The organism is Shewanella sp. SW24 (assembly GCF_025653395.1).
Taxonomy (GTDB): Bacteria; Pseudomonadota; Gammaproteobacteria; order Enterobacterales; family Shewanellaceae; genus Shewanella; species Shewanella oncorhynchi.
Genome location: NZ_JAKKSH010000001.1, coordinates 400,312 through 424,452, shown reverse-complemented (window position 1 = coordinate 424,452; position 24,141 = coordinate 400,312). Strand labels below are relative to the sequence as shown.

Here is a 24,141-nt window from a genome sequence, read left to right as displayed (position 1 = left end):
TTATTTCGCAAGACAGCTGAGAGCTGGGGCAACAATTCGGATAGTTAAAGAAATTTTAGGGCATACGGTCTGAAGACAACGTAAATATATGCGGGGTGATTACCATCTAACTCAAGCCGAGCTGAGTATATTCAGCCGCAAATGACTCAAAACCTGTAATACCAGCACGAGCAGGAGGGATAGGGATAACACGCATAGCAACCAACAACTGTTAATATAAGGGCTATCCATTTAACGCTACCAGTGTCCATATGTAGCAATGAAAACTTCATCGTATTTATTAAAAGATGGCGTCGATTACCCTACAAATTGGGACGAATTTATTGATTGGTTTCATGATGAACAATCTTGCACTAGCTACCTTTACGCACTTCGTTGGCCAAACGGATTCATTTGTCCAAACTGTTCGAGCCATCAATCACCCAGGGCGAACGCATGAACGATTTTTGAGCTAAACAGCTCTGTGAGTCGAGCTCGAAGTGAGCTAAAAAACACTTACCAACGCCAATCAAATTGGTTGTTTATTGTTCAAGTCAAGCAGCAATTACAACGAGACAACCTTTGTGCGTTCCAAAAATAAACACTCATGCGGACGCCCTGATCAATCACCTTATCAGTTAAGTAATGGCAAGTTAAAATGTTATGCTTGCCGTTCTCAGTGTTCAGTAACACTAAGGCTTAAACTCAATGACGTGATATAGGCATTATCCAAAATAATAAAGTGGCTTGGGGCTGAATAATCGAGTTCCATTTGCGACATTATGCGAGACTCTTCTTGCATTCTTCGACCTTCATCTCGACTAAAGAGAAGTTTGTTGGCATTAATGCTCCCAAAAGCCAGGGGGATTAGTGCAAAATTAATATCGACAACTGACAGCTTTCCTTCAGCTAGCCCCAATGCCCTTTGCCAATCCATAGCAAGCAGTTCGGCTCTAATACGAGTATCAAGCACACTGTCCGCCTTTCCGGATCGAATGCGACGGCTAAATCCCAATCGCTATGCTCGCTAGCATTTCCTTTCACCTGCGAACCATAAAGCCATAATACCGCCACCTCAGGATGGCTTGCAGCTAAAGCGTTTAGTTGGTGCAATGCTGGCTCTGCTCGATAGTCATTGGCTTGGCTTTAGGTTAGTCATGAAGTAAGAGTAACAACCCTGAGTAGGACTTAACAGGTTAGATTCGTGTGTCACGTCCCCTAACCTTTTGACTCAGGGAGATAATATATATTCGGCCTTAACAGGTCATCCCCCTAATTTTTTTGAACCCGCTGTGACTGACAAAGAGCCGACTGCTGCTGTGGCAATATGATTGCTCCACCACTCCATTAACTTGGTCCGTCGCTCTAGGTAGGTCGTGCGATTATAGGCACTGCGGATTTGGTTTTTATCAACGTGGGCTAACGCTGCCTCAATAACATCACCATCAAAGCCTTGCTCATTTAAGGTAGTGCTCGCCAGCGAGCGTAAACCATGACCCGTTGTTCTTCCCTTTAATCCCATTCGCCCTAATGCTTTGTTTATAGTTTCAGGATCTGTGTGCTTTTTAGGATCTTTAGATGACGGGAAAACGAATTGGCTCTGTTCACTAATCGGCTTAACAGTTTCGAGTATCGCGAGGGTATGCTCTGTAAGCGGGATAATATGCTCACGATTCATTTTCATGCGTGATTCAGGAATAGTCCAAAGTTTGGCATCAAAATCGATTTCTTCCCAACGGGCTCCAGCCGCTTCATTTGGCCTGGTCATTGTGTGCAATTGCCATTCAATCAAACACCGGGTCGTTAACAATAAATTGGCGTTTGCAACGGTCTGCAGCAACTCAGCTAGCTCCGCTGGTTTTAATGCTTTTAGATGTTCGACTTTGCTCTTTCTAAAAACGTCTCGAATACCTGACAAAGGATTGGCGTGAATGTAACCAGAGTTAACTGAAAAGTTCATGATTTCATTCAGCAACTGAGCGGTACGCTTAACCGTTTCAAGATGCCCCTTTTGCTCTAGGGGCTTGAGCGCGGCAATGGCAATGGGAGCCGTGAGTCTGCTAATCGCAATACTCCCCAGTTTAGGGAAGGCATACAGCTCAAGCTTGCGCCAATTGCCTTCGATGGTTTTAGGCTTAATGCTTCCCTGCTTTGAGTCCATCCACATTTGCGCAATATGCTTGAGAGTTTGAGCGTTCTCTGTTGCTGCTTTTAATTTGTTTTCAACTTTAAGTAATTGAGGGTCGATGCCTTCGGCCAAGTTTTTTCGCGCTTCTAGCGCTTTATCTCGCGCCTCAGCTAAGGATACGTCAGGATATGAGCCTAAACCAAAATAGGTGGGTTTGCTGGTGGAGGGACGTATGTATCTAAATTCCCACGTTTTCCCTGCAGTGCGCACATAGAGATAGAGATTGCCACCATCTGACAATCTATAGGGCTTTGCTTCCGCTTTAGCATTGAGCACCGCTTTTGCAGTCAGCTTATTTGTACTCCTTCCCATACCGTTCTACCCCCTCAAATTAAGCCCCAAAGTAATGCTTGATTTTGGCATTATTTCGCACTCTAAAATCAAGCATTACTTATCACTGAATAAATTCAGATAAATCAGGATATTGCCAAGTTAAATCTGGGCTATAAAATCGAGAAAATCAAGTGAAAAAACGGCATAAAAAATGGGTATTTTTTGATGTGAAAAGTAATGCCAAAATTTACCAAATTTCCTTGGCATTACTTTTGGCATTACTAAAGATTTCGGATGCTGTAGGATGGCATTAAACAATGTCGGATTGTAAGCTGTTGATTTTTATGAAAAGCAGATAAGAAAAAAGACGCCCTAGGACGTCTTTAAACTTGAATTTGGCGGTGAGAGAGGGAGTCGAACCCTCGATACGTTACCGTATACACACTTTCCAGGCGTGCTCCTTCGGCCACTCGGACACCTCACCATATATCGATTTATGTTAGCGTGGTTAATCTTTCACGTTCAAGAATCACTAACGATTTCATATAGCCTTGCCGAGAGGCTTTCATCGTTAACGGAGCGGTACTGTACGCAAAAGCCTAAAGGGGGTCAAGTAAAAAAGACTCAGTTTCAGGCGGTTGCACAATTGCTAAACAAACCGCCGTGATTTCTTGAATCTTTTCACCGTTTTATACCGTTAATTGACGGTAAATTTGTGTACTTCTTTTGACATTGAATTCGCATCAAACGTCAGGGCTTTGGTCAGCTCCCTAAGCTCATCGGAGATCCTTTGAGTATTAAGGTAAATCTCACTGATCTTCAGTGCATTACGATTTACGTCTTCGGATACCGCCGATTGCTCATGGGTTGCTGTGGCAATTTGCTCGTTCATGCGGTCAATAATGTCTACTTGCTCCACAATACGTTTCAATTCGATACCAGCCTGTTCGGCTTCATGGACACTGCTATTAGCCTGAGCTAACCCTCTGTCCATGGCTTTTACTGCAATGCTCGCTCCCGCCTTCAATCTATCTGTCATATTTTTAATGTCAGAGGTCGAGGTTTGTGAGCGCTGCGCTAAACTTCGGACTTCGTCTGCAACTACAGCAAAACCGCGGCCCATTTCCCCTGCGCGGGCAGCTTCAATGGCGGCATTAAGCGCGAGTAAATTAGTTTGCTCAGCAATACTGCTGATCACTTCAAGCACTACAACTATGCCGTGAATTTCACGATCTAAATCGTTAATGGCTTTAGAAGCTCCACTAATATCGTCGGCTAACGCTTTGATCGCTTTGCTGGTTCGGCCGACTTCGAGGTTGCCTTCTTTAGCCTCTATATTGGCAGCGGAAGACGCTTCGGATGCCTGCACTGCATTGCTGGCAATCTCGGCCACTGTTGCACTCATTTCTGTCATAGCGGAGGCCACTTGTTCTGCCTCACTGTGGCCCGCCATCACATCTTGCTCCATGGCATGGGTACAGAGATCCATTTGCGCCACAGCTTGTTGCAATTTAGCGCCACTGGAACGTACATGTAGGATCACTTTTTCAAAATCACTCATCATGTCGTTAAAGGCGATGGCGAGTTCACCGAATTCATCGGAGCTAGAGTGAGTCAGACGCACACTTAAGTCGTAATGTTTACGGGCTTGCGTGATGGTCGAATATAAGTGATGCACACTGTCATGCAAATAACGGATAACAGATAGACTCAATATCAAGACTATCGCCAATACTGAGATTAAGGTCGCGAGCACTAAGAACATTTTCTCATTCGCTAAGGTTAATCTTTCATGGGTGGTATTAAGTAAATCTGCCGAGACTTGCTGTTCAAACTCACGTAATAGCTCAATCCGCGCGGTCGATTTACTGAACCACTCTTCGGGACTTTGTTGCAGGATTTTTTGATTATCTTGCTCGAATGCGATTTGACGTAACAGCTCAACGTCATGCATTGCAGCTGAACTCTGTAAACGGTTAAACGAGGATAATAAATCAGAATTTGCTAGCGCTAAAAAACGCTCTTGATAGGTATTTTGCTCCGAAACCAAAGTGATAAATTTGGCATAAACCTTAGGCTTAAATCCAGCTTGGCCAAAGGTTGAGCTGAGTACCGCCCTTTCAATCCCCGCCCTTTCCTTTAATTGCAAAAAAGCACTAAAAGCCGTCGCTTTAATGGCGATTTCTTGATTAGCACCCGTTTTTGCGGTTTCATCGACTATTGTCAGTAATAACTTATTTAACTCAGTGTAATAGGCAACTTCATCGGCGACACTGATACTTAAACTATCCACCTGCGAGCGGATTGCATTTAAACGCCCGAGTTGAGCGTTTAGTTCTCTAAGTTTTGGGGCAAATATCTCCGGCAGATGATTCTCAGTGATAAAACGCTGATAGAGGCCGAGCTGCGTATCCGTTAATTGTCTTTGATCAGGTATTTTACCCGCAAACGCTTTTCCTGCTGAGCCAATAAATCCAGCACTCATGCCGCGCTCTTTTTGTAACTCATGCACTAAATTACTGTTGGTGACGGCTAGCTCGCTTAATTGCACCACTAAGGTTAAATCTTTTCTATATTCATATTTTTCAATGAGGTAAAGCGTGCCACATAAAAAACAGGCTAACAGTGGAGGCAAGACAACCATTAATAATTTTTGTTTTAGACTGAGATTACCAATCCATTGCCATTTCATACAAATATCCTTTTAAACTTAGTTTTAGATCCAAATACCGAACACTAGGTATAGCATAATATCAACCGTAGGACGACTAAGGTTTATTGAAATTGCACAAGCTAATATCCTGATAAACGAGGATTTCCCCCATATTCCATCAATTGTTTAGATTTTGCTAATCGCAGAGCAAACTTGAGAAACGTCAAACAAGGATAAGATAGAAATAAAAAACGCATTGAAAATTCCAATGCGTTTTTCTAGAGAAAGGAACACTTAATACTGTGACTGAAGATGACTCTAACTGAAAAGCTGTGGAAATAACCCCTTCACACCAGCCGCAATGACTTCGATACCAATAGATAACATCAAGAGTCCCATGAGACGGGTAATCACGTTAATACCCGTTTTGCCGAGGATCTTATAAATGATAGATGCCATTCTAAACAGGCCAAAACTCACTAAACCAAACACTATCACAGTAATGAACATCGCAATAATGTTCGACAATGAATTATGCTCAGCAGCAAAGACAATCACCGAACTGATAGCACCAGGTCCCGCCATCAGTGGCAAAGCCAAAGGCACAACCGCCACAGATTCCATCGCCGAGGATTCACGGTCTTCTTCTTGGTTACGCTTCACTTCGCCTAACTTACCTTGCAACATTGACATCGCAATAATGGCAATCAGGCTGCCACCAGCAATTCTAAAGGCAGATAACGAAATGCTGAACATATTCAGAATGTGCTGTCCCGCCACAATCGTGACTAAGAGGATCACCACAACCGCAAAGTTCGCTACTTTACCCGTGTGATTCCGCTCAGCCTCCGTTTGATGGCTGGTTAAGCTCACAAACACAGGCAACAAGCCAACCGGATTAATGATGGCAACGAGGCCAAGAAAAAATTTAACGTAAAGAGTTAACTCCAAGGGACTATCCTTATGTGCGTGTCACGCCGTCTTCATCAAAATAAGCTTGAGGGCAAGTATAGTATCTCAAGCGCTATTGACTGAAAAATGAGATTTTTGAGGTTAAATCACAACTTCGAATAATATTTAGTTATCGAAGCCGATGCATTTTCAGCGCAACTTTAAACAAACAAGTTACCCTAAGTGTAGTTTTATTACATAAAAGCACGATATTGTCGTTGATATCACACTTTCAACGCGGCTTTAGGTGTAATTTTCTACCATAAAGAGGATTTAGTGAATGCCTTGATTCACTAAATCTTTTTAGGAGTATTAATCATGACAGTGACCAATGCACAAGAACTGGATCTCATGGTCGAGCGAGTGGCGAAAGCACAAGCCGAGTATGCGACATTCAGCCAAGCGCAAGTCGATAAAATTTTCCGTGCAGCCGCCCTTGCAGCTGCCGATGCGCGTATCTCGCTGGCGAAAATGGCCGCCGCAGAAACCCGCATGGGTGTGGTTGAAGACAAAGTAATTAAAAACCACTTTGCCTCCGAATACATTTATAACAAATATAAAGATGAAAAAACCTGCGGAATTTTATCTGAAGATGTCACCTTCGGTACTATTACCATTGCTGAACCCGTAGGCATCATCTGTGGCATAGTCCCCACCACGAACCCCACATCGACTGCCATTTTTAAAGCCTTAATCAGCCTTAAAACCCGTAACGCAATCATCTTCTCGCCCCATCCTAGGGCCAAAATATCTACCACAACTGCAGCAAAATTAGTGCTTGATGCTGCTATAGCCGCGGGCGCACCCAAAGACATTATTGGTTGGATTGATGAGCCCAGTGTCGCACTATCAAATCAATTAATGACTCACCCTAAGGTGAATTTAATCCTCGCAACGGGAGGCCCTGGCATGGTGAAAGCCGCCTACTCTTCCGGTAAACCGGCTATTGGCGTAGGTGCGGGTAACACACCTATTGTTATCGATGAAACCGCCGACATCAAACGCGCGGTCAGTTCGATTCTCATGTCGAAAACCTTCGATAACGGCGTCGTTTGTGCGTCAGAACAAGCGGTAATTGTGGTCGACAGTATTTATGAACAGGTTAAAGAGCGTTTCGCAACCCACGGTGGCTATATGCTATCGAAGGATGAAGCCGCGGCGATGCAGCAGGTCATTTTAAAAAATGGTGGCTTAAATGCCGATATCGTTGGCCAAAGCGCCGCCAGTATCGCGCAAATGGCGGGCTTTGAAGTGCCGCACTGGACCAAAGTGTTGATCGGTGAAGTCACCGACATTTGCGACAGCGAAGCCTTCGCCCATGAAAAATTATCGCCATTACTTGGTATGTACCGCGCCATCGACTTTAACGATGCCATGGATAAAGCTGAAGCTTTAGTCGCACTCGGCGGCATTGGCCACACATCAGGGCTTTATACCGACCAAGATACCCAAACCGAACGTGTACATGCCTTTGGTTTTAGAATGAAAACGGCGCGTATCTTGATCAACACCCCAGCTTCACAGGGCGGTATTGGCGATCTGTACAACTTCAAACTGGCACCTTCGCTCACTTTAGGCTGTGGTTCTTGGGGCGGCAACTCGATTTCAGAAAACGTTGGCCCGAGTCATCTAATCAATAAAAAAACCGTCGCTAAGAGGGCCGAAAACATGTTGTGGCATAAGCTTCCTGCATCTATCTATTTCCGCCGCGGTAGTTTGCCCATCGCGCTCGAAGAACTGAGCGATAAAAAACGCGCCTTAATCATCACAGACAGATTTTTGTTCAATCACGGTTATTGCGATGAAACCATGCGGATTTTAAAGGCACAAGGCCTTGAAACCGAAATTTTTTACGATGTTGAAGCCGACCCCACATTAGCCATAGTCCGTCAAGGCGCTAAGGTCGCTCAAAGCTTTAAACCCGATGTGATAATTGCGCTCGGCGGCGGCTCACCAATGGATGCGGCTAAGATTATTTGGGTAATGTACGAGCATCCAGATGTGGATTTTGCCGATCTAGCATTGCGCTTTATGGACATTCGTAAACGTATCTACAAATTCCCCAAAATGGGCACCAAAGCCATGATGGTGGCAATTCCGACGACTTCAGGCACTGGCTCAGAAGTCACACCTTTTGCGGTAGTGACAGACGAAATTACCGGTAAAAAATACCCGATTGCCGACTATCAACTCACGCCCAATATGGCGATTGTTGATCCAAATCTTGTGATGGACATGCCTAAATCCCTCACCGCCTTTGGTGGCATAGATGCGGTGACCCATGCATTAGAAGCCTATGTCAGCGTGATGGCGAATGAGTACAGCGATGGCCAAGCGCTGCAAGCCCTCGACTTACTGTGCAAATATTTACCCGATGCCTACAACTTGGGTTCACAATCACCTGTCGCCCGTGAAAAGGTCCACAATGGCGCCACTATTGCGGGTATCGCCTTTGCTAACGCTTTCCTTGGGATTTGCCACTCAATGGCACACAAACTGGGCGCCGAGTTCCATCTCGCCCATGGCCTAGCCAATGCGCTGCTGATCAACAACGTAATACGCTTTAACGCAACGGATCTGCCCACTAAGCAAGCGGCCTTTAGCCAATACGACAGGCCAAAAGCCCTGTGCCGTTATGCTGCCATCGCAGATCACTTGAAACTAGGCGGAAAGACGGATGAAGAAAAAGTCGAAAAATTGCTTGAGAAAATCACACACCTCAAGAAGACGATTGGCATTCCTGCTTCTATCCAAGAAGCCGGTGTCAACGAAGCCGACTTCCTCGCCAAGTTAGATGAATTAGCCGAAGATGCGTTCGATGATCAATGTACCGGTGCCAACCCACGCTACCCATTGATTAACGAGCTGAAACAACTGTTCCTCGATAGCTATTATGGCCGAGCCTATAGCGACAACAACTAGGTGTCGCCTGCCAATGCTAGGCACGAGCTTAATAAAAGCCGCACGACATAAATGAAGAAGCCCTCGAATGAGGGCTTTTTATTGCATGATTTATTACCGTGTTTTACCGTGATGTAAACCGTGGATATGAAACGTAAAATTGCTTCACTAACCGTGAATTCGACTGACCCTCACTAAACAGCTCATCACTAAAAAGCGACTAACGCTGCGCCAGCACATAATCGATGGCACTAGTGATTGCCGCAACCTGCGCCAAATTACACTCCGCTGGCGTGGCCGTTGGGCTATCTGGGTACACTTCTGTCGTTGTGTTATAGATACAACCAGTGACACTGCTGCAAAGCCCTAATGACTTAAGCGGATAGTTAATCACCCCGTGCTGCACCACAGTCGAGCCAATGATCTCGCCTTTCTCATCGGCAGGAGCAATGTGCGTCACTTTACTCACACCATCAATAATGGCTTTCTGAAAGGCATCCATTGAGTTTTCGGTATCACCCACAGCATAAAAACCATCTGGGATAGTTCCTTTGACGTACTCTTTTCCATCACGGGCGCAAAGTGCTGGACGAAATTCTAATTCATCGGAATCCGTGGTTTCATGTAAGTCCACATGCACATCAAAACCTTGCTCAACTGAAGCAACTAGAGCCATCAAGGCCGCCGATTCTTCTGCAGGGCTGTTGGCATAAAATGAACGATTAGGATCGATAGCCTTAGGGTTCCAACGGTTGATGGTTTCGTAACCCCAAGGACTCACGCACACGGCGATCACAAGATTGACGCGATCAACATAATGAGCCGCCTTATCCGCTAAAAATGCCAAGGCACCATGAACACCGCTGGTTTCGTAACCGTGCACGCCACCAGTCACGAGCACGGTTGGCTTTTGTGGATCAAACTGCTGGCTTTTTACCGCAAATAATGGGTAACACTCCGCATTTATCGACAAGGCGCCATATTGCACAACGGTAAGCCCAAGTGCTAAGAGTGCTGCTTCCATCGCCTTGAGTGGCGTCACGACATCGTCCTGATACGAACGCTTGATTTTGGCGCTTGCAAGCCATGCAGCTTTTTCAGCCTCGCCCCATTTTTCGCCTACGGTGCCGATGGGATAAAATGTTAAATTTGCCATAATTCCTCTATTTTTAGTTCTATTCGGTAAAGTTCTTTTTATTCAAGTTCTTTGCACCCTAGTGCTTTCGTTCAAGCTTTTTCGTTGAGTTACTATTCAGTCGAGTGATAGTGCTCGTGTTCGGATGATAAATGAGTACAGTCAACCTAAAGCAATAGCTGCATGGGAATATCACGGATCCCGCCGCGTTCTCGCTCGGGTCCAAGAGGCACAAAGCCAAAGCCTAAGTACACAGCCTGCGCATTCAGCGCCGAGTTCACGGTAAACACCCCCGGATTGCCTTGGGCTAAACATTGAGCTTTGGCATGTTCCCACAGCATTCTCGCCACGCCTTGCCCCTGTGCATGGGAGGCGACAAAAAGATGGTACAAGTGGCTATTCGCCTTCATCCCCACTACGCCAGCGAGTTGGCCCGAGTCAGTTATGGCAACATGGTACTGATAACCCATAGCAAAGTAGCTACCAATCGCTTCTATCGACATGGCATTAACTAAGATTGCAGCGCCCTCTGCAGTGCAAGTTGGGGCAATAAATTCTTGGGTTAATTGAGTGAGCAATACGCTTATTTCAGGGATATCAGTTAAGGTTGCGGCTCGAATTTTCATCTTAACTCCTTGATTAAAAACATTTCATGACATAATAAAAAGCCAGAACAGAGTCTGGCTTTTTAAGATACTGAATCAAAAGGCACTTAATCAAAATACACTTGGTCAGAAGACGCTTAGTTTAAATACAGACTAAAAATACTTTGATTGTCAGTTGAGCATTAAATGACTCGCCGATGATAATCCTATCAGGGCGAGCCTTGCTTCTATGGGCTTTCGTCGGTGCAAACCCCATAGACGTACAGGCCGTTATTATTTAACCTGAACTCGGGATAACAAGTGTCGAAAAATCTAAATTTAACAAATAAAATCAATGGCATAAAATTATTCGTTTAAAGCGAAAAATCTATTTGCTGACTGAATGCGCAGATTTTTGCGCATATCAAGGCGCTCTGTCGTACGCCATAGCGGGCTATGGTTAGACAGAGCAACGCAGAGAGGCCCGAAAAGATGCCTATTCAGCGGCTCTGCTTATCCCGAGCTCAGGTTATTTCGTCCAGCGGTCCATCCAACCGAAGACATTAGCATACCATTGCTCTAAGTTTTCAGGTTTTAAGATCCAATGGTTTTCATCAGGGAAAATCAATAACTCTGATGGGATCCCTTTACGCTGCATAAAACTGAATGCCGCTAAACCTTGACCATAAGGGACGCGGAAGTCCTTCTCACCGTGGATAACCAGCATGGGTGTTTTCCAGTTTTCAACATAATTCACGGGGTTAAACTTCTCATATAACGCTTTGTTATCTGAATAAGTGCCGCCAAACTCATGCTCTGCGAACCACACTTCTTCAGTCACGTAATACATAGAACGCATATCGAACAGACCCGCGTGGTTAACTAAGCACTTGAAACCGTCGTTCCAGTTACCTTGGATCCAGTTCATCATGTAGCCGCCGTAAGAACCGCCGAGCGCACAGGTGTTTTGCGGATCGAGCCATTTTTGTTGCTGGCTCACCGCTGCTAGGCCTTTTTGCAGATCTTCTAATGGCTTACCACCCCAATCTTGGCTGATTGAATCCGTAAAGGCTTGGCCGTAACCGGTAGAGCCGTGGAAATCCACCATGACGACGCCATAACCCGCACCCGCCCATAATTGGGCATTCCAACGACCACTGAAGGCATTACCAAATGAACCTTGCGGCCCACCGTGAACGAGATAGGCAATTGGGTATTTTTTCCCTTCTTGGAAGTTCGCCGGTTTGATCCAGTAACCGTAAACGTCTTCGTTATTCCAACCTTTAAAGCTGAACTGTTCAAACTTACCAAACTTGATCTCGGCCAATTTGTCTTTATTCACTTCGGTCAGACGTTTAAGCCCTTCACCTTCAGTCGTAATGCTATAGAGATCGCCCGGTTCAACTAAGGTTTTGCTATCGAAAATCAGTTGTTCGTTAGTGACCGCAATTAAACTGTTCGTGCCATCACTGTAGACAGAACGCACATCGCCAAATTGGGTATTCACTTGGAAAATAGAGACTTGACCTAGGTCTTGTGCCGTCACATACAAGGTACGATTGTCAGGAGCAAACATCAGTGAGTTTGGGCTGCGATCCCATAATGGCGCCACTTCTTTGGTTTGGCCTGTGCTAGTATCGCGCAACATAATGCCGTAGCGATCTGCTTCAAAACCCGGTTTTTTCATTGCTAAATAGGCCATGTAACGACCATCGCTCGAAAATGTTGGCTGCGCATCCCATGCAAGATTGTCTTTGGTTAAGTTGGTTGCGGTGCCGCCTGTCACTGGCACTTGCCACAAATCATAGTTAGTGGTCCAAGCTTGATCTTTGCTAGGGGCTTTCGCGCTATAAACCACAAACTTACCGTCTGGGGTGAAAGTTACTTCTTCCATACCCGAGAAAGGTTTTGGCGGCGTTTCAGTATCTAAACCTTGAGTCACATCCACTACTTTAGTGAGTTTCTCACCGTTTACCGCACCAACAAATAAATGGTTACGGGCGTGGTCTTCCCACGTATCCCAATGGCGAACCATTAACTGCTTGTATTCACGGCCAGTCGATTTACGCTCAGCTTCGGCGGTAAATTTATCCTTTGAGCAGGCTAAGTCCTTACACTCGGGGAATACACGCATGCTGAGTACAACTTGTTTACCGTCGTTTGATAATTTGTAGCCATCAATATCCAAAGGTAAATCAGAAACTTGTACCGCTTCACCGCCCGTTAATGGCAGTTGAAATAACTGGCTTGAACCACTGCGACTGGCAAGGAAATAAATCGACTTGTCGTCATTAGCGAAGCTCACATCGTGCTCAGTGCCCGTGGCAGAGGTCAATTGCAGTGGTTTCGCCTTCGTGTCTATCAAATCTAATAGATACAGATCCGAGCTGGCCTCTCCCTTATCGTTTACCGTTTTAAGACCATAAACTAATTTAGTGCCATCATGGGACACAGTCGCAGAGTGCATCTTATTGAGTTTAATGAGTTGTTGCACAGTAAAAGGCGTTGGATCGGCCGCTTGGGCTGATAACGCCAGTCCCGCAGCGCCGAGCGCCAATAGGAGAGGAGCTATTTTCATTGTTATGTCCGTCTTTGGTTAAACTGGTTCGATAGTTGCGCCAATCATTGCAAGGGTTCTATTGAAATTGCAATAGTTCTACTGAGTTGCAACCGCACGAATGTTAAAAAACGATCTGAGATCGTATCTTTCGAAGATAAGCTTGCCACACTATCGAAACAAAAACGCTCAGGCAAGCCAAATGGCGAACCTGAGCGTATTTTTTTGTGACAAAATGTCAGTGGCGCAACGTTTTACCTCAAGAACAGATATCAGAACTCAAACTTAAGCTATTTTGCTTAAAAAGCCATCAAGTTCAATCCGCTGCATCCCAACCTTTACGCTTTCGCGTTGGCAATATTCACTTTCCAAATTGCAGGACCCGTTTCATGGGCATTCACGCCATGTGAATCCACAGCCACAGTCACTGGCATATCTTGCACGTCAAACTCGTAAATCGCTTCCATTCCTAAATCGGCAAAAGCCACGACGCGAGAATGTTTAATCGCTTTAGACACTAAATACGCAGCGCCGCCAACGGCCATCAGATATACCGCTTTGTGTTTTTTGATCGATTCGACTGTCGCAGGGCCGCGCTCAGCTTTACCTATCATGCCCATCAAGCCAGTTTTCTCTAACATTAGGTCAGTGAATTTATCCATACGAGTTGCTGTGGTTGGGCCCGCAGGGCCGACAACTTCAGTGCCAACTGGATCAACTGGGCCAACGTAGTAAATAAATTTACCGGTAAAGTCCACGCCTTCTGGCAGACCTTCACCGATTTCGATGAGGCTTTGAATGCGCTTATGGGCAGCATCGCGACCTGTGAGCATTTTACCGCTCAGCAGAATGGTTTCACCGCTTTGCCACTGTTCGATATCCGCTTGAGTGACAGTATCTAAGTTAACGCGGCGCACATCATCACCCACTTCACGGGTGATTTCTGGCCAATCTGCCAATGATGGTGGCGTCAATTCAGCTGGACCTGAACCGTCTAAATGGAAATGCACGTGGCGTGTAGCCGCGCAGTTAGGGATCATCACCACAGGCTTTGACGCCGCGTGGGTAGGCGCCGATTTGATTTTAACGTCTAACACTGTGGTTAAACCGCCAAGACCTTGCGCACCTATGCCTAAATTATTCGCACGCTCAAAAATGTCTAAACGCAGTTTTTCTTCGGTCGTTTGCGCGCCACGGGCCATCAACTCATAGATATCCACGCTTTCCATCAGCGCTTCTTTGGCTAATACGGCCGCTTTTTCCGCCGTGCCGCCAATGCCTATACCCAGCATACCCGGTGGACACCAGCCCGCGCCCATGGTCGGTAGCGTTTTTTCTACCCAAGCGGCGATATCATCAGATGGGTTTAACATTACCATCTTAGCTTTGTTTTCACTGCCGCCGCCTTTAGCCGCAATCGCCACTTCGATGTGGTTGCCTGGCACCATGTCGATATGCACTACAGATGGGGTGTTATCTTTGGTATTTTTACGGCTGCCCGCAGGATCTGACACTATTGATGCGCGCAGTGGGTTATCAGGATTGGTATAGGCACGACGAACACCTTCGTCGACCATTTCCTGGATCGTCATATCGGTTTTGTCCCATTGGACACCCATACCCACTTTCACGAAAGTGGTCACAATCCCAGTGTCTTGACACAGAGGACGTTTACCTTCGGCCGACATGCGCGAGTTAATTAAGATCTGGGCAATCGCATCCTTCGCCGCCGCACTTTGTTCACGCTCATAAGCTTGGCTCATGGCATCAACAAAATCCTTCGGGTGGTAATAAGAAATGTATTGCAAAGCATCCGCCACACTTTCAATAAAGTCGGCTTGTTTAATCACAGAAGTTTCAGACATTTTATGGTGAGATGACATAGTAGGAGCGCTCCAGCAGCCTTTGCGGCCTAACTTGTTTTTGTTTAATTCTTTCTGGGCCAATATGATACTCTTTCACATCTTTTTGGGCTACATCACATTTTGAATAGGGTTAATCGATGGCAATTAGGGCGTCAAAACAGCTTGCATCACGCCAACTTGACTGGACATTAAGTACCGCAGCACTGTTCGAACACTTTGCAAATGACTCTTGGGCAATTCTGTTAGATTCGGCGAACGCGCCGCATCAAGACGCCAGATTCGACATCATTTGCGCCAATCCTATCGCAACGTTAGTGACTCAGGGCGAGCGTAGCGATATAAAGCTCATCGATACGAGCTTGAGCTTACCCGAGGCAATAGACCCAAACCGTGATCCCTTCGAGTTACTCAACACTTTATTAACCCATTGGTATTCAAAATCTTTTGATTGCGTTCTGCCCTTTAGTGGTGGCGCAATGGGCAGTTTTAGCTACGATTTAGGCCGCAGAATTGAATCCCTGCCGATAACGGCCAAGCAAGATATTCAACTGCCAGAGATGAACATCGGCTTTTACGACTGGGCGTTAGTTTTTGATTACCAAGACCAATGTTGGCATTTGCTGCATTATTTAGGTGAAGTAGCACTCGATATTGAATTGAATAAAATTCAAGATAAAATCACCAAAAAGCCAAATTCTGCCACATTTGTGCTTACTAGCCCATGGGCAGCACAGATAGACAAAGCTCAATACACGGCCAAATTTGCAGCAGTTCAAGCCTATTTGCACAGCGGTGATTGCTATCAAATAAATTTAACCCAAAGATTCGAAGCCCATTATCAAGGCGATGAGTGGTCGGCCTATAGCCAACTGCGCAATGCCAATAAAGCGCCCTTCTCGGCCTTTATGCGTCTGCCGCAAAACACGATTTTGTCGATTTCACCCGAGCGCTTTATTCAGCTTCGCGGTGACGATATTCAAACCAAACCCATCAAAGGCACACTGCCGCGTCATACCGATCCCGCACTGGATGTGAAAGCCGCCAATACACTGGCAAACTCACCAAAAGATCGCGCCGAAAATGTCATGATTGTCGATTTACTGCGTAATGATATCGGCAAAGTGGCGGCGGCAGGCTCAGTACGTGTACCGCATCTGTTTGAGATTGAAAGCTTTCCTGCCGTGCATCACTTAGTCAGTACGGTGACGGCCAAGCTTGATAGCCGATTCACGGCGAGTGATTTACTGCGCGCGGCGTTCCCCGGCGGCTCGATTACCGGCGCACCGAAAATTCGTGCCATGGAAATTATCGAAGAGCTCGAACCTTCACGGCGCAGCCTTTATTGTGGTTCTATGGGTTATATCAGCCAAGACGGCCAAATGGATACCAGCATCACCATTCGCACTATTGTGGCCGAACAGGGCAAACTCTATTGCTGGGCTGGCGGCGGCATAGTGGCGGATTCTGAAGTGGATGCCGAGTACCAAGAAACCTTTGATAAGATCAGCCGTATTTTACCTTTGCTTGGCGCTGCGTCACAAAAGCCGTAAGCTTTAATACTAAACAGTAACGAGAACGTCGATGGATCAAGCGGAATTTAGACTCAGATTTAATCTGCACCCGTTAACGCGGCAAGATCCGGCGGCCTTCCCTCACCTTGGACTGCGCAAAGCCGCAGTGTTGATCCCACTGTTGGAGATTAACGGTGAGCTGAATCTAATTTTGACCCAAAGACCTATGCATCTGCGCGCCCATCCGGGGCAGATCAGTTTCCCAGGCGGTAAAATTGAGCCCTATGATATTGATGCGATTGCGGCCGCGTTAAGGGAAGCAGAAGAGGAAATTGGACTCTCAAGGCATAACGTCGAGGTGGTGGGCACGTTTCCTGCCCATAATACCTTCACAGGGTTTGAAATCACTCCTGTGATAGGCATTATCAAGCAGGCATTTGATTTAAAACTCGATCCCGGTGAGGTAGCCGATTGCTTTACCGTGCCATTAAGCTTTTTTATTGAACCGAATAATCGCCACCAAAAACGCTTTTTACGCCAAGGGCGCTATTACAGCGTGCATTTTATTCCCTATCAACAACGGTTTATCTGGGGTGCGACTGCCGCGATTATCGACCATCTGTGCCGCCAATTAAGCATTCCTGCCGATATCCTCTGACTTCATTTGCCATTGCTAAACCGTTAAAAAGCCAAACTGTTAAATTAGCCAAACAATGGCTAGCTTAAACCACCAAATGGATATACAAACCGGCGACAATAGAGGTTAACAGCAACATGGGAATATTAAACCAATAACCCATACGACTGTGGTGGGCGACATAATAGTTAAACGCTAAACTGACCAAACTAATACCGCCACAAACCCAAATCAAATACTGCAATAATTGGGTTTCATGTGGGTCCCAATGGACTCTAAATGTCGCGCCACGGGTTAAATAGGCCCCAACTTCACGGTCTGGCCTTGCATCACTAAACACTAATAGCGCATAGACGGCTATTGCCCAGCCTAAAATGGATAAGGTCGCAAGGATAATTTGAAATATTCTAGTCTTGCTCATACCGCCTCCCGCTGTTTAACTCACTATATCGCTCAATATCGATATTATTAACCTCAGGATACCTTTTTCAGCTTGAGAAAAGCCACCAGCAAGGTAATATAAACCTCCAAAATTTTCATATAAAACGTTTCGTTGGAGAATTAAGCAACAATGAGCATTGCATCTGTCGCATCTGTATTTAAAGGTGAGCACGCCGTCGGTTCTAAAGTCACAGTGCGTGGCTGGGTCAGAACCCGTCGTGACTCTAAAGCCGGCATCTCTTTTTTAGCTGTTTACGACGGCTCTTGCTTTAATCCTATCCAAGGTGTCGTGCCCAATAGCTTAGATAATTACGACAACGAAGTGTTAAAGCTGACTGCGGGTTGCTCTGTTGTAATGACTGGCGACGTGGTGGAATCTCCTGGTGCAGGCCAAGCATTTGAGCTGCAAGTGACTGAACTTGAAGTCGCTGGCTGGGTTGATGATCCAGACACTTACCCAATGGCTGCTAAGCGTCACTCAATTGAACATTTACGCGAATTAGCGCACTTACGCCCACGTACTAACATTATTGGTGCCGTTGCTCGCGTGCGTAACTGTCTATCCCAAGCGATTCACCGCTTCTACCACGAAGAAGGCTTTATTTGGGTATCGACCCCACTTATCACAGCATCAGATTGCGAAGGTGCCGGTGAGATGTTCCGCGTATCGACCTTAGATATGGAAAACCTGCCGCGTACTGAAGCGGGTAAAGTCGATTACGATAAAGATTTCTTCGGTAAAGAAGCTTTCCTGACCGTATCTGGCCAGTTGAACGCTGAAACCTACGCCTGTGCACTGTCAAAAGTGTATACCTTTGGCCCGACTTTCCGTGCTGAAAACTCAAACACTAGCCGCCACTTAGCGGAATTCTGGATGGTTGAGCCTGAAGTCGCCTTCGCCAACTTAAACGACATCGCAGGCCTTGCCGAAGCTATGTTGAAATACGCGTTCAATGCCGTATTGACTGAGCGTATGGACGATTTAACCTTCTTCGCCCAACACGTTGATAAGACTGTGATCGACCGTCTGCAATCTTTCGTTTCAAGCGATTTTGCTCAAGTAGATTACACAGATGCGGTTGAAATTCTGCAAAACTGTGGCAGAACCTTCGAGTTCCCTGTGTCTTGGGGTATCGATTTATCTTCTGAGCATGAGCGTTACTTAGCCGAAGAACACTTCAAAGCCCCTGTGGTAGTGAAGAACTATCCAAAAGATATCAAAGCCTTCTACATGCGCTTAAACGATGACGGTAAAACTGTTGCCGCGATGGACGTGTTAGCCCCAGGTATCGGTGAGATCATCGGTGGCTCTCAACGTGAAGAGCGTTTAGACGTGCTAGATATGCGTCTAGCAGAAATGGATCTGAACCAAGAAGATTACTGGTGGTACCGTGATATGCGCCGTTATGGCACAGTGCCACATGCAGGTTTTGGTCTAGGGTTTGAGCGTTTAGTGTCTTACGTGACGGGCGTGAACAACATTCGTGATGTTATCCCTTTCCCACGTGCACCGCGCACTGCGAACTTCTAATCTCCCTTAACTTGGGACTGCATAGCTAAGACATCTCTATTAAACCTTAGCAAAACGAAAGGAGCTGAATATTCAGCTCCTTTTTTGTTCGTCCGTTTTAGTCACATCATGCGGCTAAACAACCATTAATCCGCCAGACTCAACGCCTGCGCAATATATTCCGCGACTCGCTTGGCAGCAATATCATCGATTGACACCAACTTAATATGGCGACGAAATTTGCCACTGCCTTCAAGTACCTGATGTGGATCGCTAAGATTCGCGCCTAAGCTAAACTCCAATGAAACATGCTGTTTATAGGCAAACACACCACAAAAACTGGCTTTGGTGCTAAAGAGTATACCGCCGTACTTAACGGCTTCAGTAATGGCCAGCGACGATGTGGTAGCGGCAGTTTTGACCTCCTGTCGCACCCCCTGCACTATTTCAAACAGACTCGGGCTGGTACATAAAATATCTTCTAACAGTTTTTCAAGTTGCGGCTGATCTTCCATCATGATCTCTTTACCTCTCATACAAGCAAGACTATCTCAGTCAGATTGTAGCGCGCTAATCGGACTGAATAACACCCTATTGAAGCATCCCTAAAAAATAGTGACGTGCAAATAAAAAGGCCAAGCGTGGAGTACGCTTGGCCTTTTGCTGGAGTTGTCCAACTTAGCAAGGCTAAGTCACACGGATAAACACTGCGCCCTAGATTAAAACCCCTTCACACCGGCCATATCAGGGAGATGATGAGCAATCCCCTTGTGGCAGTCGATACAGGTCTTTTCGCCGCTTGCCAGTGATGTTGAGTGCATCTGCGCCGCTCTGGGTGATTGGCGAGTAAAGTCCATGTAAGTGAAGTTATGGCAGTTACGACACTCGAGCGAATCATTGGCCTTTAACCTTGCCCACTCATGTTCTGCCAGTTCACGACGCTTATCTTCAAACTTCTCACGGGTATTAATCGTCCCAAAAACCTTACCCCACACTTCCTTAGATGCCTGCATCTTACGGGCAATTTTATCGGTCCAGTTATGCGGTACGTGGCAATCGGGACACGTCGCCCGCACGCCACTGCGGTTAGTGAAATGAATCGTCGTCTGTAACTCTTGATAGACGTTATTTTCCATCTCATGGCAACCAATACAGAAAGCTTCTTGGTTGGTCACTTCTAGGGCAGTGTTAAATCCACCCCAGAAAATCACGCCAGCCACAAAACCACCTAAGGTCAAAAAACCTAAACTGTAATGCACACTCGGACGATTGAGTACCTGCCAGATTTTTTTCAGTTTATCTAACATGCTAACTCCTAGTGTTTTTTCTGCTCAGTGTTGGCTTTGATCAGATGTTCCATATCCACAAAGTCGTTTTCGACCAGCAACTTGGCATCTAACTGCGGCACATGACACTGAGTGCAGAAATAGCGGCGCGGCGATAACTCGGCTAAGAAGTTATTGTCCCTGTCCATAAAATGCGTGACGCTGACCATAGGCGCTTGCGAATCCCCAATGCGGCTACGAGCATGGCAAGCCATACACTTATTCACTTTAAGATCAAGCTGATAGCCGTCGATCTTGTGTGGGATCACCGGTGGTTGCATGGGATAACTGCGCACTTCCTTCACATCGGTATTACGCACACTTTGCATCGCAGGTGGCGTAGGCTCGACATTGATAGGCGCTTGGCGCAGGGTATCAATTTTATCTTCGGGAATACTGGCGGCAGACACACTTGTCATGATGAATGAGCCAAATACCAATAAACCGATCGCTGAGACTAATTTTAGGGTTTTCATCGTGTTCTCCTTAAACCTTGACGATCTTCACCGCACACTTTTTAAAGTCAGTTTGTTTTGACAAGGGATCTGTCGCATCTAAAGTGACTTTATTAATGAGCTGGCTAGCATCAAACCAAGGCACGAACACTAAACCCACGGGCGGTTTATTGCGGCCACGGGTTTCGACTCTGGTCTTAATTTCACCGCGACGGGACACAACGCGAATTTCATCGCCACGGCGCAAACCGCGTTTTTTCGCATCTTCAGGGTGCATAAAACATACGGCATCGGGGAAGGCACGATATAACTCAGGCACACGTTGGGTCATTGAGCCCGAATGCCAGTGTTCCAGCACTCGCCCCGTCGACAACCAGATATCATATTCTTCATCGGGCGCTTCTGCGGCAGGTTCATAGGGCAGCGCGAAAATCACCGCACGACCATCGGGATGACCGTAGAACTCAAAGCCCTTACCCGCTTTAACATAAGGATCTGTGCCTTCACGGAAGCGCCACTTAGTTTCTTTACCATCGACCACAGGCCAACGTAGGCCATGAGCCTCATGGTAAACATCAAATGGGGCGAGATCGTGGCCATGGCCGCGGCCAAAGGTCGCATATTCCTCAAATAAGCCTTTTTGGACATAGAAGCCAAAGTGTTTAGCCTCATCGTTCAAATACTTAGGATCGGCATCCGCAAGTGGGAACTTATCAACATTACCGTTCTGATACAGGACTTCGAATAGGGTTTTCCCTTTGAACTCAGGGTTCGCCGCTAATACATCCTTAGGCCAGACTTCGTCTGTAGTGAAACGCTTCGCAAACTCCATCAATTGCCACAGATCCGAATGGGACTCACCCGGTGCCTGCACCATTTGATGCCAAAACTGAGTGCGGCGCTCGGCGTTACCATAGGCGCCCTCTTTTTCCACCCACATAGCGGTGGGCAAAATCAAATCGGCCGCTTGAGTCGTAACCGTCGGATAGGCATCGGACACCACGATAAAGTTGGCAGGGTTACGGTAACCCGGTAAACCTTCTTCATTGATGTTTGGGCCCGCCTGCATATTGTTGTTCACTTGCACCCAGTAACAATTTAAGTCGCCATCTTTTAGACGACGGTTTTGCTCGACAGCGTGATAACCGGGTTTAGGTGGAATAATGCCGCTTGGGATCTTCCAAATGTCTTCGGCATGCTTTCTGTGTTCAGGATTGGTCACGACCATATCGGCGGGTAAACGGTGGGAAAACGTCCCCACTTCACGGGCCGTGCCACAGGCGGATGGTTGACCCGTCAAAGAGAATGGACTGTTACCAGGGGTTGAAATTTTACCCATCAAGAGATGAATGTTATAAATCAGGTTGTTACACCACACACCTCGGGTATGTTGGTTAAAACCCATGGTCCAAAATGAGGTCACTTTGATGTCGGGATCAGCATACAGCTTGGCCAGCGCAATCAGTTTATCCTCGGGCACGCCCGACAACTTACTGACTTTTTCGACGCTATAATCCGCCACGAAGGCTTTAAAGGTCTCAAAATCAATTGGGGTTGAATCCCCCGCCGTTTTAACATTTTTCGCTTTTTTCTCAAGGGGATGTGTCGGACGTAAACCATAGCCAATATCTGTTGTGCCCTGACGGAAGTTAACGTGTTTTTTCACGAAGTCCCAGTTCACTTTATCATTCTGAATTATGTAGTTAGCTATGTAGTTCAAAATGGCTAAATCAGTTTGCGGGGTGAACACGATCGGCAAGTCAGCCAAATCGAAGGATCTGTGTTCAAACGTCGACAACACGGCCACTTTTACATGGCTGGCACTGAGACGTCGGTCTGTCACTCGACTCCAGAGGATCGGGTGCATCTCCGCCATATTCGAGCCCCAAAGGACGAAGGCATCGGCGGCTTCCATATCGTCATAGCAACCCATAGGTTCGTCGATACCGAAGGTGCGCATAAACCCGACCACGGCTGACGCCATGCAGTGACGCGCATTCGGATCGATATTATTCGATCCAAAACCAGCCTTCATCAACTTAACGGCAGCATAACCTTCCCACACAGTCCATTGGCCCGAGCCAAACATGCCCACAGCAGTTGGCCCTTTGGCTTTAATGGTTTCTTTCCATTTTTGCGCCATGATGTCAAAGGCACTGTCCCAACTGATGGGCGAAAACTCACCGTGCTTGTCGTATTTGCCATCAGTCATCCGCAGCATAGGCGTGGTTAAGCGATCGCTGCCATACATGATTTTCGATAGGAAATAGCCCTTGATACAGTTGAGCCCACGGTTCACTTCACTGTTGGCATCGCCATGGGTGGCAACCACTTTGCCGTCGCGAGTTGCGACAATCACAGAGCAGCCCGTGCCGCAAAAACGGCATGGGGCTTTATTCCACTCTAATTTGGTTTGTTCTGAGCTGGTAATTAAGTTGCTTGCGCCTGCGGGCAAGGCTAAACCAGCGGCGCCTGCAGCGGCAATCACTGCATTGGCCTTGATAAAGTCACGTCTGTTCATATTCATTCTTCACCCTCTTCGAGCACTTCACTCTGGTGGTAAACCATAGTGGCTGATAACACGCCCGGAATGGCATTGATCGCTTCGATACTGTCCATCAAGGCGCGTTGCGTCTCGCCTTCGATCACGACGACCAATTTCACTTCGTTGTTGACGGAAAGTTCGGCATTTTCAATGGTCATTATCTGTTGTCTAACATCTGCCATTTTCTGCGGTAAGACCTGCACCACTAAACTGGTGATATGGAGTTCTTTGCTCATCCGACATTCCACTCTTATTTTTAACTATTTGATGATGTTACGTTTAACCAGCGCCCGGTGGACCCGTCAAAATTTGGCTGAACCAAATAGCAAAGCCCAGACCACTGACCAGTAGTACGGACAATAACGGTGCGAGAAACACGGTTAAAAAGATAAAGATTTTCAGTTCTAAGGATTTTTCTTCTGCGGTGCTAGCACTCATGCATCCTCCAAGAGGTGTGTTCCTGCCACTTTGAATGCGCTGCAAAAAATCGCCAGCGGCAGGTTTTATGTATATCTATTGCATCTTTGGATCACGAAGCGATCATACCTTTTAGTTGTTAACAAAATGTATACCTCCAAATTGGTAAAGCGGATGATGCTTGATCCAGATCATCAATTTGATGTGAGTATTC

General features: G+C 46.4%; 20 protein-coding genes, 1 tRNA gene and 2 pseudogenes. 5 read left to right on the top strand and 18 right to left on the bottom strand.

All coding sequences use genetic code 11. The annotated features are described in order from the left end of the window. Positions 1-109: 109 nt before the first annotated feature. Positions 110-196 (bottom strand): annotated as a pseudogene (locus L5M17_RS01900) (S24 family peptidase); the annotation flags it as partial. Between the two features lie 63 nt (positions 197-259). Between L5M17_RS01900 and L5M17_RS01895 the strand changes: the two are divergent. After that, a pseudogene (locus L5M17_RS01895) lies at positions 260-424 on the top strand (transposase); the annotation flags it as partial. A gap of 231 nt (positions 425-655) precedes the next feature. Here L5M17_RS01895 and L5M17_RS01890 read toward each other — a convergent pair. The 6 genes from L5M17_RS01890 to L5M17_RS01865 all read right to left on the bottom strand — a co-directional run bounded on the left by L5M17_RS01890 (position 656) and on the right by L5M17_RS01865 (position 6,044). Further along, the gene (locus L5M17_RS01890) at positions 656-952 is read right to left on the bottom strand and encodes a hypothetical protein (protein ID WP_263144843.1); all 297 of its coding nucleotides are present in this window, start codon (positions 950-952) and stop codon (positions 656-658) included. After that, a complete protein-coding gene (locus L5M17_RS01885) occupies positions 889-1,053 on the bottom strand; it encodes a nucleotidyltransferase domain-containing protein (protein ID WP_263144841.1) in 165 nt (54 codons plus the stop codon). The genes L5M17_RS01890 and L5M17_RS01885 overlap by 64 nt, the downstream gene beginning before the upstream one ends. Before the next feature lie 190 nt (positions 1,054-1,243). Continuing rightward, positions 1,244-2,479 carry a tyrosine-type recombinase/integrase gene (locus tag L5M17_RS01880; protein WP_263144812.1) on the bottom strand — a complete coding sequence of 412 codons (1,236 nt, stop codon included), beginning with the start codon at positions 2,477-2,479 and terminating at the stop codon, positions 1,244-1,246. A 357-nt stretch (positions 2,480-2,836) separates the two neighbouring features. Then, positions 2,837-2,924: transfer RNA gene (locus L5M17_RS01875), tRNA-Ser, on the bottom strand. Positions 2,925-3,137: 213 nt separating this feature from the next. Continuing rightward, positions 3,138-5,132 (bottom strand): methyl-accepting chemotaxis protein, encoded by a 1,995-nt coding sequence (locus L5M17_RS01870; protein ID WP_131525173.1) that lies wholly within the window; start codon positions 5,130-5,132, stop codon positions 3,138-3,140. A 279-nt stretch (positions 5,133-5,411) separates the two neighbouring features. After that, on the bottom strand, positions 5,412-6,044 hold the full coding sequence (locus L5M17_RS01865; protein ID WP_006081420.1) for a YchE family NAAT transporter: 633 nt from the start codon (positions 6,042-6,044) through the stop codon (positions 5,412-5,414). 318 nt (positions 6,045-6,362) lie between these two features. Between L5M17_RS01865 and adhE the strand changes: the two genes are divergently transcribed. Continuing rightward, the gene (gene adhE, locus L5M17_RS01860; RefSeq protein ID WP_263144808.1) at positions 6,363-8,966 is read left to right on the top strand and encodes a bifunctional acetaldehyde-CoA/alcohol dehydrogenase; all 2,604 of its coding nucleotides are present in this window, start codon (positions 6,363-6,365) and stop codon (positions 8,964-8,966) included. A gap of 199 nt (positions 8,967-9,165) precedes the next feature. Here adhE and L5M17_RS01855 read toward each other — a convergent pair whose 3' ends face one another. The 4 genes from L5M17_RS01855 to L5M17_RS01840 all read right to left on the bottom strand — a co-directional run bounded on the left by L5M17_RS01855 (position 9,166) and on the right by L5M17_RS01840 (position 15,104). Further along, positions 9,166-10,101 (bottom strand): M14 family metallocarboxypeptidase, encoded by a 936-nt coding sequence (locus tag L5M17_RS01855; protein ID WP_263144806.1) that lies wholly within the window; start codon positions 10,099-10,101, stop codon positions 9,166-9,168. A 146-nt stretch (positions 10,102-10,247) separates the two neighbouring features. After that, positions 10,248-10,706 carry a GNAT family N-acetyltransferase gene (locus L5M17_RS01850; protein ID WP_198573319.1) on the bottom strand — a complete coding sequence of 153 codons (459 nt, stop codon included), beginning with the start codon at positions 10,704-10,706 and terminating at the stop codon, positions 10,248-10,250. 487 nt (positions 10,707-11,193) lie between these two features. After that, the gene (locus L5M17_RS01845) at positions 11,194-13,242 is read right to left on the bottom strand and encodes an alpha/beta hydrolase family protein (RefSeq protein ID WP_263144803.1); all 2,049 of its coding nucleotides are present in this window, start codon (positions 13,240-13,242) and stop codon (positions 11,194-11,196) included. Positions 13,243-13,559: 317 nt separating this feature from the next. Continuing rightward, complete coding sequence (locus L5M17_RS01840; protein ID WP_263144838.1) at positions 13,560-15,104, bottom strand: fumarate hydratase; 1,545 nt, start codon at positions 15,102-15,104, stop codon at positions 13,560-13,562. A gap of 119 nt (positions 15,105-15,223) precedes the next feature. Between L5M17_RS01840 and pabB the strand changes: the two genes are divergently transcribed. Next, a complete protein-coding gene (pabB, locus tag L5M17_RS01835) occupies positions 15,224-16,636 on the top strand; it encodes an aminodeoxychorismate synthase component I (protein WP_263144801.1) in 1,413 nt (470 codons plus the stop codon). 31 nt (positions 16,637-16,667) lie between these two features. Beyond that, positions 16,668-17,255 (top strand): CoA pyrophosphatase, encoded by a 588-nt coding sequence (locus L5M17_RS01830; protein ID WP_263144800.1) that lies wholly within the window; start codon positions 16,668-16,670, stop codon positions 17,253-17,255. Between the two features lie 64 nt (positions 17,256-17,319). Here the strand turns inward: L5M17_RS01830 and L5M17_RS01825 are convergent, their stop codons facing one another. After that, entirely contained in the window at positions 17,320-17,655 is a 336-nt protein-coding gene (locus tag L5M17_RS01825; protein WP_113939548.1) for a hypothetical protein, read from the bottom strand. Between the two features lie 150 nt (positions 17,656-17,805). Here L5M17_RS01825 and asnS point away from each other — a divergent pair, with 150 nt between their 5' ends. Beyond that, positions 17,806-19,206, top strand: coding sequence for an asparagine--tRNA ligase (asnS, locus tag L5M17_RS01820; protein ID WP_105252305.1), 1,401 nt, complete (start codon positions 17,806-17,808; stop codon positions 19,204-19,206). 125 nt (positions 19,207-19,331) lie between these two features. On the opposite strand, the gene L5M17_RS01815 is transcribed toward asnS, so the two are convergent. The 6 genes from L5M17_RS01815 to L5M17_RS01790 form a co-directional block, all read right to left on the bottom strand. Continuing rightward, entirely contained in the window at positions 19,332-19,703 is a 372-nt protein-coding gene (locus L5M17_RS01815) for a DUF1801 domain-containing protein (RefSeq protein ID WP_263144797.1), read from the bottom strand. Between the two features lie 201 nt (positions 19,704-19,904). Further along, positions 19,905-20,492, bottom strand: a complete 588-nt coding sequence (locus tag L5M17_RS01810) for a cytochrome c3 family protein (RefSeq protein WP_028760143.1) — start codon at positions 20,490-20,492, stop codon at positions 19,905-19,907. 8 nt (positions 20,493-20,500) lie between these two features. Continuing rightward, positions 20,501-20,986 carry a nitrate reductase cytochrome c-type subunit gene (locus L5M17_RS01805; protein WP_028760144.1) on the bottom strand — a complete coding sequence of 162 codons (486 nt, stop codon included), beginning with the start codon at positions 20,984-20,986 and terminating at the stop codon, positions 20,501-20,503. Between the two features lie 10 nt (positions 20,987-20,996). Continuing rightward, entirely contained in the window at positions 20,997-23,486 is a 2,490-nt protein-coding gene (gene napA / locus L5M17_RS01800) for a nitrate reductase catalytic subunit NapA (protein ID WP_028760145.1), read from the bottom strand. A gap of 2 nt (positions 23,487-23,488) precedes the next feature. Next, positions 23,489-23,746 (bottom strand): chaperone NapD, encoded by a 258-nt coding sequence (locus L5M17_RS01795; protein WP_028760146.1) that lies wholly within the window; start codon positions 23,744-23,746, stop codon positions 23,489-23,491. Between the two features lie 43 nt (positions 23,747-23,789). Then, on the bottom strand, positions 23,790-23,948 hold the full coding sequence (locus L5M17_RS01790; protein WP_028760147.1) for a nitrate reductase: 159 nt from the start codon (positions 23,946-23,948) through the stop codon (positions 23,790-23,792). Positions 23,949-24,141: the final 193 nt, after the last annotated feature.

Excerpts from the sequence above, each read along its gene's own strand:
- L5M17_RS01850 (WP_198573319.1), bottom strand. The coding sequence starts at position 10,706 with ATGAAAATTCGAGCCGCAACCTTAACTGATATCCCTGAAATAAGCGTA.
- L5M17_RS01840 (WP_263144838.1), bottom strand. The coding sequence starts at position 15,104 with ATGTCATCTCACCATAAAATGTCTGAAACTTCTGTGATTAAACAAGCC.
- L5M17_RS01880 (WP_263144812.1), bottom strand. The coding sequence starts at position 2,479 with ATGGGAAGGAGTACAAATAAGCTGACTGCAAAAGCGGTGCTCAATGCT.
- L5M17_RS01805 (WP_028760144.1), bottom strand. The coding sequence starts at position 20,986 with ATGAAAACCCTAAAATTAGTCTCAGCGATCGGTTTATTGGTATTTGGC.
- adhE (WP_263144808.1), top strand. The coding sequence starts at position 6,363 with ATGACAGTGACCAATGCACAAGAACTGGATCTCATGGTCGAGCGAGTG.
- L5M17_RS01830 (WP_263144800.1), top strand. The coding sequence starts at position 16,668 with ATGGATCAAGCGGAATTTAGACTCAGATTTAATCTGCACCCGTTAACG.
- L5M17_RS01870 (WP_131525173.1), bottom strand. The coding sequence starts at position 5,132 with ATGAAATGGCAATGGATTGGTAATCTCAGTCTAAAACAAAAATTATTA.
- napA (WP_028760145.1), bottom strand. The coding sequence starts at position 23,486 with ATGAACAGACGTGACTTTATCAAGGCCAATGCAGTGATTGCCGCTGCA.
- L5M17_RS01790 (WP_028760147.1), bottom strand. The coding sequence starts at position 23,948 with ATGAGTGCTAGCACCGCAGAAGAAAAATCCTTAGAACTGAAAATCTTT.
- pabB (WP_263144801.1), top strand. The coding sequence starts at position 15,224 with ATGGCAATTAGGGCGTCAAAACAGCTTGCATCACGCCAACTTGACTGG.
- L5M17_RS01825 (WP_113939548.1), bottom strand. The coding sequence starts at position 17,655 with ATGAGCAAGACTAGAATATTTCAAATTATCCTTGCGACCTTATCCATT.
- L5M17_RS01855 (WP_263144806.1), bottom strand. The coding sequence starts at position 10,101 with ATGGCAAATTTAACATTTTATCCCATCGGCACCGTAGGCGAAAAATGG.
- L5M17_RS01795 (WP_028760146.1), bottom strand. The coding sequence starts at position 23,746 with ATGAGCAAAGAACTCCATATCACCAGTTTAGTGGTGCAGGTCTTACCG.
- L5M17_RS01815 (WP_263144797.1), bottom strand. The coding sequence starts at position 19,703 with ATGATGGAAGATCAGCCGCAACTTGAAAAACTGTTAGAAGATATTTTA.
- asnS (WP_105252305.1), top strand. The coding sequence starts at position 17,806 with ATGAGCATTGCATCTGTCGCATCTGTATTTAAAGGTGAGCACGCCGTC.
- L5M17_RS01810 (WP_028760143.1), bottom strand. The coding sequence starts at position 20,492 with ATGTTAGATAAACTGAAAAAAATCTGGCAGGTACTCAATCGTCCGAGT.
- L5M17_RS01845 (WP_263144803.1), bottom strand. The coding sequence starts at position 13,242 with ATGAAAATAGCTCCTCTCCTATTGGCGCTCGGCGCTGCGGGACTGGCG.